At 47.3% G+C, this 15,288-nt stretch carries 7 protein-coding genes; all 7 read right to left on the reverse strand.

All coding sequences use genetic code 11. The features are described 5' to 3' along the window. A partial coding sequence (locus ACLFKQ_RS16195) for a beta-ketoacyl synthase N-terminal-like domain-containing protein (RefSeq protein WP_449000807.1) occupies positions 1-1,070 on the reverse strand: 1,070 nt, incomplete at its 3' end. 10 nt (positions 1,071-1,080) lie between these two features. After that, entirely contained in the window at positions 1,081-7,623 is a 6,543-nt protein-coding gene (locus tag ACLFKQ_RS16200) for a type I polyketide synthase (RefSeq protein ID WP_449000808.1), read from the reverse strand. Between the two features lie 84 nt (positions 7,624-7,707). After that, entirely contained in the window at positions 7,708-9,060 is a 1,353-nt protein-coding gene (locus ACLFKQ_RS16205) for a hypothetical protein (protein WP_449000809.1), read from the reverse strand. A 62-nt stretch (positions 9,061-9,122) separates the two neighbouring features. Continuing rightward, positions 9,123-9,404 carry an acyl carrier protein gene (locus ACLFKQ_RS16210; RefSeq protein WP_449000810.1) on the reverse strand — a complete coding sequence of 94 codons (282 nt, stop codon included), beginning with the start codon at positions 9,402-9,404 and terminating at the stop codon, positions 9,123-9,125. Then, positions 9,397-11,262, reverse strand: a complete 1,866-nt coding sequence (locus ACLFKQ_RS16215) for a fatty acyl-AMP ligase (RefSeq protein WP_449000811.1) — start codon at positions 11,260-11,262, stop codon at positions 9,397-9,399. Before ACLFKQ_RS16215 ends, ACLFKQ_RS16210 begins: the two co-directional genes overlap by 8 nt. Positions 11,263-11,408: 146 nt before the next feature. Beyond that, positions 11,409-13,304 (reverse strand): SBBP repeat-containing protein, encoded by a 1,896-nt coding sequence (locus ACLFKQ_RS16220; RefSeq protein ID WP_449000812.1) that lies wholly within the window; start codon positions 13,302-13,304, stop codon positions 11,409-11,411. 115 nt (positions 13,305-13,419) lie between these two features. Continuing rightward, positions 13,420-15,243 (reverse strand): SBBP repeat-containing protein, encoded by a 1,824-nt coding sequence (locus tag ACLFKQ_RS16225; protein ID WP_449000813.1) that lies wholly within the window; start codon positions 15,241-15,243, stop codon positions 13,420-13,422. Positions 15,244-15,288: the final 45 nt, after the last annotated feature.

Here is a 15,288-nt window from a genome sequence, read left to right on the forward strand (position 1 = left end):
AAAGCTCCGACTTCAATGGGATCGCCTAGAGCTGTGCCGGTGCCGTGAGCTTCGATATAGCTGACTTCGGCTGGTTCTACTCCAGCATTTTTCAAAGCTTGACGAATCACCACTTGCTGAGAGGGTCCATTAGGTACGGTCAAACCACTGCTACGACCATCCTGATTGACTGCCGAGCCGCGAATCAGAGCTAAGATATTATCGCCGTCGTTTACAGCATCTGACAAACGTTTGAGAACTACGACACCACAACCTTCTCCTCGCACATAGCCGTCTGCTCTGGCATCAAAAGTCTTGCAGCGACCATCTGATGATAGCATCCGGGCTTTCGAGAAATTAATCGACACTTCTGGGGCGAGAAGCAGGTTTACCCCTCCAGCCAAAGCTAAGTCACTCTCTCCATTACGCAAACTGGCGATCGCTAAATGAACTGCTACCAATGATGAGGAACAGGCTGTATCTACTGCTAGGCTCGGACCAGTGAACCCTAAGAGGTAAGACAAACGTCCTGCCGCCACACTATGACAATTACCAGTACCTACATAAGCATCAATCTCAGTTGGCTTTCTAGTCAGCAAGCGTTGGGAGTAATCATTGCTACAAATGCCGATGAATACTCCCGTGGAACTGCCTGCTAGTCGCTCGCTCGCTAGCCCGGCATTTTCTAGAGCTTCCCAACTAACTTCTAACAATAAACGCTGCTGAGGATCGAGACTGATAGCTTCTCGAGGAGAGAGCCCAAAGAACTGAGCATCGAACTCCCGCAACTGATTGACAAATCCGCCGTAGCGGGTATGCATTTTTCCTGGAGTATCTGGATTGGGGTCATAATACATATCAATGTCCCATCGGTCTGAAGGAACTTCCGCGATTGTATTTACTCCATCGTGCAACAACTGCCAGAAAGCCTCTGGATTATCGGCTCCTCCTGGAAATCTACAGCCCACTCCAACAATCGCAATTGGTTCTCTCTTGGAATATTCTATGAAATCAAGTTGGGCTTGCATGTTTTCTAAAGCCCAAACAGCCCGCTTAATCGGAGATATAGGTTTTACTGGTTCTGAACTCATACTCATAATTTTAGTACTTCATGCTCTCCAATTTGCTAATCAACAAGGCTTCAGCCTCGCTATCTGATAAATTTTCTAGGTTTGACCGAGCCACAAATTTCTCTCCATTATTTTTCTGTGACTTTTCAGCAGATTTTGAGGAAAATTCAATTTTTAGTACTCGTTCGGCTAAATAATCCACGAGCGTTTTTACCGTCGGATAATCAAAGGCCAAGGTTGAAGGAATGGAGCATTCTAGACTCGATTGCAGACGATTTCTAAATTCCACAGCCATGAGCGAATCCATTCCTAAGTCAGACAAACCTTGCTGAAGCTCTATTTGCTCGGGAGAACTCAAACCCAGAACCTTAGCCAATTGAGTGCGAACATGAACCGTCAACATACTCCGATGCTCATTAACTGGAGCCACTTCTAATTGTTGGAGAAACTCAGATCGCTGTTCTAGTCTTGGTTGCTCGGAAGTCGATGATAAAGTACTAAATATAGGAGGCTCACCACCAGGAGGAAATTGCCTCAAAAACTTCCACCAGTCAACCGATAAAACTGCTACCTGAATTTTATTGATATCGCGTTTTAATAATTTGTCTAAAATCTTTAGACCCCCCGCAGCAGCTATCGGCTCGAGCCCGCTAGCAGAGAAGCGACCGGACTGACCGCGAGCGGCCATACCCAAATGAGCCCAAGGTCCCCAGTTAATCGTCAAACCTGGCAACCCCAAGCGGTGACGATAACCAGCTAAACCATCGAGGAAAGCATTGGCCGCCCCATAGTTACCCTGACCCGGGGAACCCAGCAGGGAAGCTACTGAAGAGAAACAGACAAAAAAGTCTAAGGGTAACGAGCGGGTCAACTGATGTAAATTCCAGGCTCCGGCCACCTTGGGCGCCATCACTCGGGTAAAGCGTTGCCAATCGAGTTGCTGCAGTACTCCATCATCGAGGACTCCGGCGGCGTGAACTAGCCCTCGCAGGGGTGGACCCCAACTATCAACCCGAGCTAGCAGTCTGGTGACATCTTCTGGCTGTGAAACATCGGCGGGGACGGTGAGGAGCTTAGCGCCCAAGGCTTCTAATTCTGTGAGTGTTTGCCGCGCTGCGGTGGAGGGTTCGCTCCGTCCGCTCAGGACTAAATGCCGCGCTCCTCGCTCGACCATCCAGCGAGCGACGGTCAATCCTAAAGCTCCCAGTCCACCAGTAATCAGATAGCTGTTCTCGGGCAGTAACTGAGGCGGCTCCGAGCTGGTAGCAGCGGGCAGTGAAACTATCACTTTGCCAATGTGTTTGGCTCCGGCCAGATAGCGGAAAGCATCCACCACTCGCCCCAGAGGAAAGACTCGATGGGGCAGTGGTTGCAAGCTTCCTGACCGCAATTGTGACATCAGCTCCCTCAACATTTGTCTGATTAAGCCGGGGTCTTGCTGGGCAATTTCTAAGAGATCGAAGGGAATGTAGTCAACATCGGGTCTAGTGGCGCTTACTTGACCTTCAGACCAAATGCCGATTTTACCAATTTCAATCAATCGCCCTTCCCGAGCTAAAGCTTGCAAGCTTTTGGGGATAAATTCGCCATTGAAACTGTTGAGTACGATGTCCACACCCTGCCCTTCGGTCATCGTCATCACTTCGTCGGCGAAATCTAAGCTGCGGGAGTTCATCACCCGGGTGATGCCCAGAGACTTGAGGTAGTCCCATTTAGCTGGACTGGCGGTGGCGAAAACTTCCGCTCCTGCTTGTCGTGCCAGTTGTACTGCTGCCTGTCCGACACCGCCGGCAGCGGCATGAATTAAGACTCGCTCTCCCGACTGAATTTTTGCCCGATGGTGTAATCCGTAGTATGCCGTTAAAAAGGTAGTGGGGATCGTAGCTGCCGCTTCAAAGCTCAATTGCGCTGGCTTGGGTACCACCATGTCGGCCTTGACGGTGACAAAGCTGCTAAGACTACCAATCGCCAGGGCGGCGATGACTTCATCACCAATGCTCAAGTGGCTGACTCCTTCTCCTACTGCTACGATGACTCCGGCACATTCTCCGCCGAAGGGTAAATCGGTAGTCGAGTCGAGACCCAATTCGGAGCTATATTCTTGGAGCATCCCTAAAGCGTTGAGTACATCTCTAAAGTTAAGTCCGGTAGCCCGTACTTGAATTTCCACTTCTCCTGGTGCTGGTGGACGTCGTTGTAGCGGCTCGAGTCTCAAGTTTTCCAAGATTCCCGGGGGAGATATCTTGACTCGCACCGCTTCTCCCTGCTGGGGATGTTCTCGAAACTGGGTTCTGACTAGTCGGGCGACATGACGCACCTGCTGACGATAGGCAATTTGGTTTTCAGCATCCCTCGAATACAACTCCTCAACTAAAGCTTGAAGCTGACCGCTCGGCTCTGCTGGGTCGAGGTCGAGGCAGGTACAGTTAAGCTCGGGATGCTCTAAACTAATGGTGCGTCCCAAGCCCCACAATGGTGTTTGTGAGAGCCCAACTGGCACTCGGTCGGTGTCGAGCAGTTGCGCTCCGGCAGTGACTAGCCACAGACGAGGTAACTGAGACCAGTTGGTGTTAGTTAGGGCTTGCACCAGATGTAAGATGCTGCCACAGCTGTTGTTTTGCGCTGGTTGTAAGTCGGCGAGGGATAACTCGGTGCTGCTGGGGTGGTCTAAGCTCCACAGGTGAACGATCCCCTTGAGGGGCGGTCGCTGTTGGCGGCATTGGTCTAGTAGCTGTCGAATATCTTCTGGTCGCTCGGGATTGAGTTGATAATTGGTTTCGTCTTGCTGCTGATAATTAGTGCCTCGAGTAACTAAGAGGGGGTAATCTCCTCGTTCTTGGAGTTGTCGAGCAACTCGAGCGGCGATTCCTCCCCCATCGGCAAACAACAGCCAGGTACTTGGTTGGGTTGTTGCTGCTGGCTGGGAGTGGTGAGTTTGGGGTTGCCAGGCAATTTCATAGAGCCAATCGTTCGCGTCTTGTGCTTTGGACTCTGCTGGTGGCAGGATTCGCTTGAGGGCAGCTCGACTGACCCGTCGCAGAGACAAACCTTCGATTGAGACGACGAGATTTCCCGTTGCGTCTAGTAGTCGCACTTGGGCAGTTAAATGCTGCTGCTGGTGACCATTAATCGGGCTGAGGGATACTTGACTCCAGAGGCGGGAACTCTGAGAACGGTATCGTCTCAATCGTTTGAGCTTCACTGGCAGATAAGCATCTTCTCCTGGCTTATCTAAGAAGAGTGCTCCTAGTACCTGAAAGCTGGCATCGAGTAAGACTGGGTGCAGTTGGTATGCTGCTGAGTCTAATTCTAGGTGGGGCGGTAACTGAATTTGTCCCAGGGCGGCAGTACCAGGCTGCTGGGACAACCGGCTAATGGCTTGGAAACTGGTGCCATATTCCATGCCTCGTGCTCGCAATTTTTGGTAGTAGCTCTCTGGAGAGATGGATTCGGCATACTCTAGTGGTACACTCTCTAAATCGATTTGGGGAGTTTCTTCTTCTTCAGCTACGGCAATTTTGCCCGAGGCGTGAGTTATCCAACTAGGCTCTGAGTTACCCGACTTGAGGTCGAGGCTGTAGATCCCGAATGAATAACTGGTGGCAGTTTTGGGAGTGAGAATCGTCTGGATGGTGGTGACTGATGATTCTGGTAGTGCCAATGCCTGTTGAAGGTTGACCCGTTCGAGAACTAAGTTTTCAGTTCCCCAAATCTGTTTTCCTGCGGCTAAGGCAATTTCGAGATAGGCGCTGGCTGGGACGATGGCGGTTTGGTAGAGCTGATGGTCGGCTAAATATCCAGTCTGCTCTCTACTCAGCTGGCTCTCGAATTGGATTTGGTTCGAGTCGGCTAAATACAGCCGTCGACCGAGCAGGGGATGAACAGCACTACTTCGAGCTCCGTTAGTCGAGCTAGATTGGGTTTGATGAGACTGTGGTTCGGCGGTTTCTACCCAGTAACGCTGACGTTGGAAGGGATAAGTAGGCAATGCTAGCTGGCGCCGGGGATAATCTCGGTCGAATCCTCTCCAGTCAACTTTCACCCCTCGCCGGTATAACTGAGCTAAACTAGACAGCAGTTGTTGCCAGTCCGAGCCACCAGAACGCAACGAAGGCAGCCAGAGCGATCGCTCTGACTCGATGCACTGTTGCCCCATAGATAATAAAATTGGCTTGGGTCCAATTTCGAGGAAGACTTGGTAACCTTCTTGGTGCAAAGTCTCCATACTGCGGGCAAACTGCACCGGTTGTCTGACATGATTTACCCAGTAGCTTGCTCTGGTCAGACGCTCGTCTTCTCTAATTCCCGTTACATTTGAGAGCAATGGAATCCGAGGTTGCTGGTAGGTTACTCGATTGGCTAGGGCTGCGAACTCCGCTAACATTGGTTCCATCAGTGGAGAGTGGAAGCCATGGGATACTTGTAGTTGTTTGGTCTTGATGCCTGCTGCTTCTAACTTGTCCCTCAGCGTCTCAATCGCTGCTGCCGCACCGGAAATTACTACGCTTTGAGGTCCGTTAACTGCGGCGATGGCTACTTTATCTTGGTAGGGGGGTATCAGTGGCTCGATTTGGGCTTCTGAGGCCATCACTGCTAGCATCATCCCCCCAGAGGGTAATTGTTGCATCAATCTTCCCCGATGGGCGATTAGTGTTAAGCCCTCTTCTAAACTAAACACTCCTGCGACTGTGGCGGCGACATATTCTCCGACACTGTGACCCATGACTACATCGGCTTCAATCCCCCAAGATTGCCATAACTGGTAGAGGGCATATTCGAGGGCAAATAGGGCGGGTTGGGTGTAGGCGGTTTGGTCTAATCGGGAATTGTCGCTGTTGGAGTAGAGTATTTCTAGTAGGGAGACATCGAGATAGGGACGCAGAATTTCCTCGCAGCGCTCGAGACTGGCTCGAAAGGTGGGTTGGGTCTCGTAGAGTTGTCTTCCCATACCTACGTATTGCGACCCCTGTCCGCTAAACATCAAGGCGATTTTTGGGGGTTTACGGCTGCGTACTCTACCTTGGACTAATTGGGGTGTTTCTTTCCCAGCCATCAAAGCTGTTAGTTGCTTACCCAACTCTAAGCTAGATTCGGACACTATGCTCAGGCGATGTTCGAAATGCTCTCTTCCCGTATTGGCACTGAAGCAGATATCGGCGAGCGCTATTTCCTGATGGGACTCTAAGAAATCTTGATACTTTTGTGCCAATTCTACTAAAGCTGTCTCACTTTTAGCTGAGAAGGTAAACATATGCTTGGGGCGTTCAAACTCGGGAGCTATCAAAGTAGCCACGGGAGCTTCTTCGATGATTACGTGACAATTAGTGCCGCCAAAGCTAAAAGCACTCACTCCAGCTAAGCGGGTTTGTGTGGTAACATTCCAAGATTGAGGTTCGAGAGGGATTGAGAGGGGAGTTCCTTCAAGAGAAATATAAGGATTGAGCTGTTTTAAGTGTAGGTGAGGAGCAATCTCTCGATGTTGTAGCTGTAAAACCACCTTAATCAAACCTGCGATGCCTGCTGCTGCTTCTAAATGTCCGATATTTGTCTTGACCGAGCCCAGCCAACAGGGCTGATCTGGCTCACGTTCTTTCATCAGTACGGACTTAAGTGCTCTGACTTCAATTGGGTCTCCTAAAGGAGTACCCGTACCATGGGCTTCGATGTAACTAATTTGTGCTGGCGCTACACCAGCATTTTTAAGAGCTTGACGAATAACCTTTTCTTGAGCTGGTCCATTGGGAGCGGTCAGCCCGTGGCTAGTACCATCTTGGTTAACTGCGGAACCTCTAATAATGGCTTGAATGTTGTCTCCATCCTGAAGAGCCTCGGAGAGACGCTTGAGCACGACTATGCCACAACCTTCTCCTCGTACGAAACCATCAGCATTAGTGTCAAAAGTCTTGCAGCGACCGTCGGCTGCCATCATTTGGGCATGGGAATAACTAATAGTTCCTTCGGGAGAAAGCATGAGATTGACTCCTCCCACTAGAGAGAGATTTGACTCTTTTTGCCGTAAACTCTGACAAGCTAAGTGGAGAGCAACCAAGGCTGAAGAACAAGCAGTATCGATCGCCATACTCGGTCCCTGCAGGTCTAAGAAATATGATAAGCGATGAGCCGCAACACTAAAGGCACAGCCAGTACCATCGTAAGCAGTAATTTTACTCCAATCTTTAGATAGGGCTCTAGCATAATCATAATTGCCAATCCCGATAAAAACTCCAGTCTGGCTACCAGCCACTCGCTCTGAGGTTATGCCAGCGTTTTCTAAAGCTTCCCAGGCTACCTCTAAGACTAATCTTTGCTGGGGATCGATTCGTTCTGCTTCACGAGGTGAAATCCCGAAGAAGCCCGAATCAAACCAATCCACCTGCTCCAGAAATCCCCCCCAGCGAGTATTCATTTTTCCTGGTTTACCTGATTCCACATCGTAAACCGCATCGATATTCCATCTTTCTGGCGGAACTTCGGAGATCGTGTCTACACCATCTCGTAGTATCTGCCAAAATTCTTCTGGTCCTCTAGCACGGGGAAAACGACAGCCGATGCCAATGATTGCTATTGGTTCCATGTTTAACCTGCTAACTGCATAGTTTTTTACTAACTAGATCGCTAAGGAGGAAGCTTGCCAATTTACTAAAATTAAAGATAAAATTTATTTTTTGCCGAGAGTGTGGCGAAATTGTTGAAAAATTTTAGTGCTTTTCTGAAGACTGCCAGCAACTGAAATTCCCGAATCGATCAGGCGCATTTCACGATTGAAAGACCATAAATAATCGATCCCACCGAAAAATCGACGAAAATCTGAAACAAAACCTCGGTGATACTTTTGGGCTACATGAAAGCCTTGGTGTTCGTGACAAAAGCATTTTTCCATCCAATAGAGTGCTTCTTCACTAGACAGATCGAATAGAGGACTTTGTAATAATTTATAAATAAAATTCATAAAATAAGAGTCGTCACGGAAACAGCGAGCCGGTAGACCGAAACAGAGACCGCCATGATAGTCAATTACGTTGCGCTGCGCTAAGAAAACTGCTACATTAGCCACAAATTTTTCATATCCCGTTGGCTGAGGAAAATCTCGATACAATTCTCGACCGATAATCTGAGAAATTGTAGTATGAAAAGACTCATCTAAAAAATGGTAATGAGAAACAGCTGTTGGAGCAGGAATAAACTCTCCTTTCTTCTTTAACTTAGTGAAATATCGAGAGCGAGGATGTTCTTGATTTTTGAGTAGAGCATTAGATACGTACCTCAATGTATAGTAGTGGCAGGCTAAAAAAGGCGAACTCCCCCAATTTAAAGTGAAAAACTTAAGCAAAGCTGGGGAAGCAAATCTTCCTCCCGATCCCTGAGTTGGAGTTGGAAAAAACTCACCTTTCTTTTCTAGCTCTTTTAGGTACTCAGAAGAACAATATTCTTGTTTTTTAAGCATTGTTTTGGCAACAAAGCGCAAAGCAAAGTTTAAATCGGGCAATAATCGGAGTTTTTCCTGATTTGCTTGAGTTGACTTATCATCACGAAGCTTGCGAAACCATTGTTTTCCTAGTAAAGCTACCTTCGTTTTGTATCCAATCTTTTGAAAGGCATGAATGTGATGGTATTCCTGAGAAGTTTCTAGCTCTAGCTCTCGGCAAAGTTTTTCATAACCCCCAAGAGCTTGAAAAACCCCGGCTGTAACCTGATTATAAATAATAGTATTAACTTCACTAGCGGCAGTATTATTATTCTGAATAACCCAATAAAGATGATTGAGAGCTTTTTTTTGTGTAGAAGAAGCAACTTCGTATAAAGGTGTACCGTAAAGCAGAGACTGTTCGGGATCGGTCCAGTAATAATTTAGGTTGTCATCATAATCAAAATTTCTGTCTAACTCTTGTATTTTCTCTGTATAGTCAGAGTCAGAGTTGCTACGATAAGTTAGTTCGATTGATTTACGCTGTTTTATCCTACTCGCATGCCATTTTTTTGAAGAGTTGCTTTTAATACTTGAAAGTTGCATAAAATTTAGCCTGCTTTTTGCCTGACGACACGACTGATGAACTTTTGAGAATCACAGTAAATTTAATTCGACGAAACTACATACTCAGCAAGTTTTTCAATAGTAGGGTAATCATACAGTAGAGTAGGATGAAGTTCTTTGCCCAGCCAATCTTCTAATTCACCAGTCATACCGATTGCCTCTGAAGAATCAAGTCCATAGCGACCGAAGGGAGTAGTAACATCAATTTCATTGGGATTTACCTCTAACAGTTCGGCAAGATGAAAGACTATCCAGTCTTGAACCTCCAAGGAAGTTAGAGGCTTTTGTTGCGAACCTTCTAAAAGTTCGAATTGTTTACTCACTGCTTTTTAGTCCTCCATTTTTACTTGGTTGTAATTTAGCCAATAAAGACTCAGTGTCAGTCCACAACTGTAAAAACTCGGCTTTACTTTGAGGATTCTCGCTCCAATCAGACACTACCTTCAAACTGCCCTCCTCAAATCCCGAGCGACAGGCATAACGCCGGATTTTGCCACTGGAAGTCTTGGGAATACTCCCCGTCTTGACTAACACTGCCGCATACACCTGTAGTCCGTGTTGCGCTGCCACTGCCTGTCGCAGTTGTCCCACCACCTCGTTGGCATTGAGCCGCCGCAGGTAAGAACGTTTCACCTCCTGCACCACTACCAAGCGCTCTCTCCCTTTAATTTCGACTCCAAAGGCCGCGCCACAACCCGGTCGCAGTGCTGGATGACTGTTTTCCACCGTCCGTTCGATGTCCGTGGGATAGTGGTTTTGTCCCCGAATGATAATCGCATCTTTGATTCTGCCGGTGACGTACAATTCTCCCTCTCGGATAAATCCTAAATCTTCGGTGCGCAAATACGGTCCGGCACCGCTATCGGCGAGGTAGGCTCTAAAGAGCCGTTCGCTTTCTGCGGCTCGCTGCCAATATCCTTGGGCTACCGAGGCTCCGGCTACCCAGATTTCTCCTACTCGCTCTTCGGGGCATTGAGTACTAGTTTCGGGGTCGACGATGATTACTTGTTGGTCGGGCAAGCTCTGTCCGCAACCCACTAAGGTGCGGTATCCTTCTCTTGGGTTTTGGCTGACTACCACTCGATTTTGTTCCAAGGCCGTTGCTGCTACCGAGCAGGTTACTGGTGGCTGGTCTTTGCTACCTCCCGAGACAATTAAGGTGGCTTCGGCCATGCCGTAGCAGGGGTAAAAGGCTTCTCGGCGAAATCCGCAGGGGGCGAAGACCCGACTGAATTCTTCGATGGTTTCGGCTCGCACTGGTTCGGCTCCGCTAAAGGCTACTTCCCAACTGCTCAGGTCTAGTTGGGCTAGTTGGCTGTCGTTGATTTTGCGCAGGCACAGTTCGTAGGCGAAGTTGGGTCCGCCACTGGTGGTGGCCCGATAGCGGCTGATTGCTTGGAGCCAGCGCCAGGGTTTTTGCAGAAAGTCCACTGAGGACATCAGGGTGACTTCGAATCCGCCGTAGAGTGGTTGCAGTACTCCTCCAATCAAGCCCATGTCGTGATAGGGTGGCAGCCAGATTACTCCTTGGCTGTCGGGTCGATGTCCGAAGCATTGATAGATGGCGCCGAGATTGTGCCAGAGGTTGCCGTGAGTGACCATTACTCCTTTGGGGGTTCCGGTGGAGCCGGAGGTGTATTGTAGTAGGGCTAGGTTCTCTGGCTCGCTTGGTCTGGGTTGCCAATCGTTACCTTGGCTGGCGATGCTGTCGGTTGCTAACCAGGGGATTGCTCCGAGTTCTCGATTGTCGACGATGCGCTCTCTGAGGTTGGCGACCAGAAGGCTGATACTCAGTACTACTGAGGCTTGGGCATTACTAACGATGGCCTCTAGTCGCGAGAGGTTTTGATTGCGTCTGGGGGGGTAGGCTGGTACGGCGATTACTCCGGCGTACCAACATCCGAATAAGCCGATGATGAATTCTAGTCCTGGTGGATAGAGTAGTAGGGCGCGACTTCCTTCTAGTTCGAGCTGTTGTAGCTGACTGGCTACGGCTCTTGCTTGCCGGTCTAATTCTCCATAGCTGAGTGTTCCTGATTCCCTTTCTCCGTGGCGGAGATAGGTATAAATGGTTTTTTCTGCCTCTCTTTGGGCTTTGTCTCTTAACTGTTCTACTATTGTCCCTCTTTGACGCTTTTTCTCTGTCCTTTCTTTTTTCGAAGAAGCGATTGGGTGATGCATCGGCTTACTAAAAATATTTTTAAACCTTCTTAATTTACTTATTGGGGTAGTGTTAGCTAATTTATGCACTTGATAGCCGGATTTTTTTTCTAGAGTTTTGGCTCACTAAAATTAAGGCAGTAACAAAATAAACTTTAATTTAGAATTTAGATACCAATTAAGTTTTCAGTCCATAAATCGGAAGTGCCACTCGGAGGAGCGAGTCCTGTATAAATTGAATTTAAAGCATCGGCAGTTAACCACGGATTTTGTTCCCCTGTTAAAGTGTTGGTTTGTGCACCGATGCTGTTGAAATTGTCGTCGCTAAAGTCTTTTAAAGCTCCCGATTCGGCATCGAGCTTAGCTATCCAACCGTCTATTGCTCCAGCATTCAGTGCACCTAACGATCCTTCTGTTGCTCCGGTCACGTAGAGATTGCCATTATTATCAGAACTGATACTGCCTCCATAATCAAAATTTGGGCTACCAAATTGTCGGATCCAATGTTGCTTACCGTTACTGTCATATTTAGCTACCCAAGGATCGTAAGAACCAGCATTAGCTCCGCCTAGATCGCTGTCAGTATAGCCAGTTAGATAAATGTTGTCATTTGAGTCTATTTCTAGATCTCCAAAAAAGGTACCAGTACCATCATCTCCACTAGTGCCAAACTGTTGAATCCATTGTCGATCGCCGTCACGATCGTATTTAGCGAGCCAAACATCATAAGCACCAGCATTATCTCCTCCCAGCTCCCCTAAAGTCCATCCAGTTATATAGACATTACCCCGACTATCAGTATCAATACCCCAGGGAAACTCGTAGTCTTCACTACCGAACTTTTCGCTCCACAAGATATTTCCCTCGCTGTCAAGCTGAGCTAGCCAAATATCGTAGGCACCTGCGTTATCTTCTGCTAAATCCCCTAAAGTCCATCCGGTAGCATAAATCTGATTGTCACTACCCACGACAACCCCGTAAGCTTCAGTCAAATCGCTGGACTCAAACTCTTGAAACCACAGTCGATTGCCATTAGTATCGTACTTGGTTATCCATGGCTGGAGTGTTTGTCCTAGCAGTCCTGGTTCCCCTTCTTCTGAAACTATCTCGCCAGAATGTCCCGTTAAATAGACATTGCCATCTCCATCGATGTCAATACTATAGGAGAGATCGACTAACTCATTGCCAAACTGTTCGACCCAAAGTTGGTTGCCTTCGCTGTCGTATTTAGCTACCCAGACATCAAAAGAGCCAGCATTGTCTGGTGCCAAATCGCCATTAGTCACCCCTACCAAATATAAGTTGCCTTCTCGGTCAGTAACGATCTCTGTCGCAGATTCCGATCCAGAAGTACTCAGTTGTTCGAGCCATAGTTGGTTACCATCGCGATCGTATTTAGCGATCCAGATATCACTCCTAGTTACTCCAGTAAGATAGATATTTCCTAAAGAATCCGTAGTCGAACTAGTAAAAGAGTCAATGCCATCGGTTCCTAATTGCTCAGTTTGCTCTAGTATTGGACCTGGTGGTGGGGTGTCTCCCTCAAACTGAAAGTAGTCACTTTCTAGAGTCAAATCTTCAGTTAACGGAAATAAGGCGATAAGATCTGGTGTGGGGAACTGCTGTTTGAAAAGAGCTGTTCCCACTGAAGTTGTAAACAGTTGATAGTCTTCTGAGGATCCATGTAGCTGAATCCGATCTAAGCTAGGATTGAAATCAGAGACAACAGCAAATTGGTTTAATCCGAAGGGAAACACCAAGCCACTTGAATAATAGGGTTTTTGCCAATCGCCGAGGACAAATCGATTTTGCCAATCCCGTGGCGAGATTTGAATTTCATCGGGAAAAATTGCTCCATCAACTAAGTCGCCAATCAAAAGATCGATTTGCAGAAGATCGTTAGCTCCAGGATCGAAACTAATAATCGTATCATTACCATCGCGCCCCCAATACACTGCACTTTCATGTATTGAAGATACTAAATCGCTGCCCGGTGAAGCAGGAAATAAAAAGGGTCCAATCCCCAATGAATTGCCAAAAGGACCAAATGTAAAATCATTCATAAAACTTTTACCAGTAAAATATTGTTTCGATCTTTGGAGCTAAAGTAGTTTAAAGTTCTAACAGCGAGTTTTGAGTTCAAACTTTTCAAACATCAGTATTAATTTCAGACAACAATTAGAAACCCATGCCTGTGGAGTCAAGTCCTGTAGTCAAAGAAGTTAAAGTATCGGTAGTTGGTAACTGGTTCAGTTGACCTTCTAAAGGATTTGCCTGGGAACCGATACTGTTAAAGTTGTCGTTGCCAAAGTCTTTTAAAGCTCCCGATTCGGCATCGAGCTTGGCAATCCAGCCATCGACCGATCCAGTATTGAGATTACTTAATGAGCCTTCGGTCAATCCGGTTACGTAGAGATTATCTGCATCGTCCGTAGTAATATCGGTGGGGTGGTCGAATTCAGGAGTACCAAATTGTTGAATCCACAGTTGATTTCCTTTGCTGTCATATTTAGCCACCCAAGGATCGTAAGAACCAGCATTGGTTCCACCTAAGTTGCTGTCTGTATATCCAGTCAGAAAAATATTGTCATCGGAATCGACCTCTATGTCTCCTAAAAATGAGCCATCATCACCACTAGTACCAAACTGTTCGACCCAAAGTTGGTTGCCTTCGCTGTCGTATTTAGCTATCCAAGGATCGTAAGAACCGGCATTGACTCCTCCCAAATCCCCCAAAGTCCAACCCGATACATAGGTATTGCCCTGACTATCGCTATCCATTCCCCAGGGAAATTCGTAATCTTCACTGCCAAACTGTTCGCGCCAGACTAGTTTACCATCACTATCGAGCTGAGTTAACCAGATATCATAGAGTCCTCCACCGTCCTCGCCTGGATCGCCTAAAGTCCAGCCAGTGAGATAAATTCGCTCGCGATCGTCGAAAGTAATACCGTAAGCCTCACTAGTTTTCATCCCCTCTAGCTGCTGAAACCAGAGCTGATTGCCATCGCTGTCATATTTAGTTACCCATGGTTCGAGTGTTTGCCCTAAGGGGGACTCGTTGTCTATCTTGCCAGAATGTCCCGTTAAATAAACATTGCCATCATCATCGAGATTGATGCTATAGGAAAGATCGACTAGCTCATCGCCAAATTGTTCGAGCCACAATTGGTTGCCCTCGCTATCGTATTTAGCGAGCCAAACATCAAAAGAGCCAGCATTGTCTGCTGCCAAATCGCCATTGGTCACTCCGACTACGTATAAATTTCCTTCCGGGTCGCTGACAATTTCAGTGACCGACTCCGAACCAGAACTACCAAAGTCGCGAAGCCAATGCCGAACGCCATCGCGATCGTACTTAGCCACCCGAACATCAATATTAGAACCTCCAGCTACATAGACATTTCCTAAAGAATCTGTAGTAGTACTAGCCCAACCATCAACTCCCTCAGTTCCTAATTGTTGTACTGTTTCTAGTTGCGAACCTTCTGGCGGGGTGTCACCCTCAAATTGAAAGTAGTCACTTTCTAAACTCAAATCCTCAGCTAAAGGAAACAGGGCAATCAAATCTGGTGTAGGAAGCTGTTGCCAGACAAGTGCAGTTCCTACTGGTGTGCTTACTAATTGATAATCTTCAGGGGTACCATGTAGCTCAATTCGATCCAACTCGGGGTTTAGATCGGCGATAACAGCAAATTGATTCAAACCCAAAGGAAACGGTAAACTACTGACATAGTAGGGACGGTGCCAATCACCGAGAATAAAACGATCTTGCCAATCTCTCGGTGTTTCTTCTAGTCCGGGAAATAATTTTCCATCAACCAGATCGCCAAAGAGCAAATCGATTTGTAGGGGATTATTAGCTTCGGGAGCGATATAAAAAGTATCATTACCATCGCGTCCCCAATAGACCGAACTTTTTCCGTTGGAAAAAAGTAAGTCACTGCCAGGGGAACCTGGAATAACTATATTGCCAAGAAGGTTAGAAATAAAATTTTTCATATTAGTTTCTCTTGCCAATTTTTCCTCGACAGGATTGGCAATCTG

It is taken from the genome of Myxosarcina sp. GI1(2024) (genome assembly GCF_053543375.1).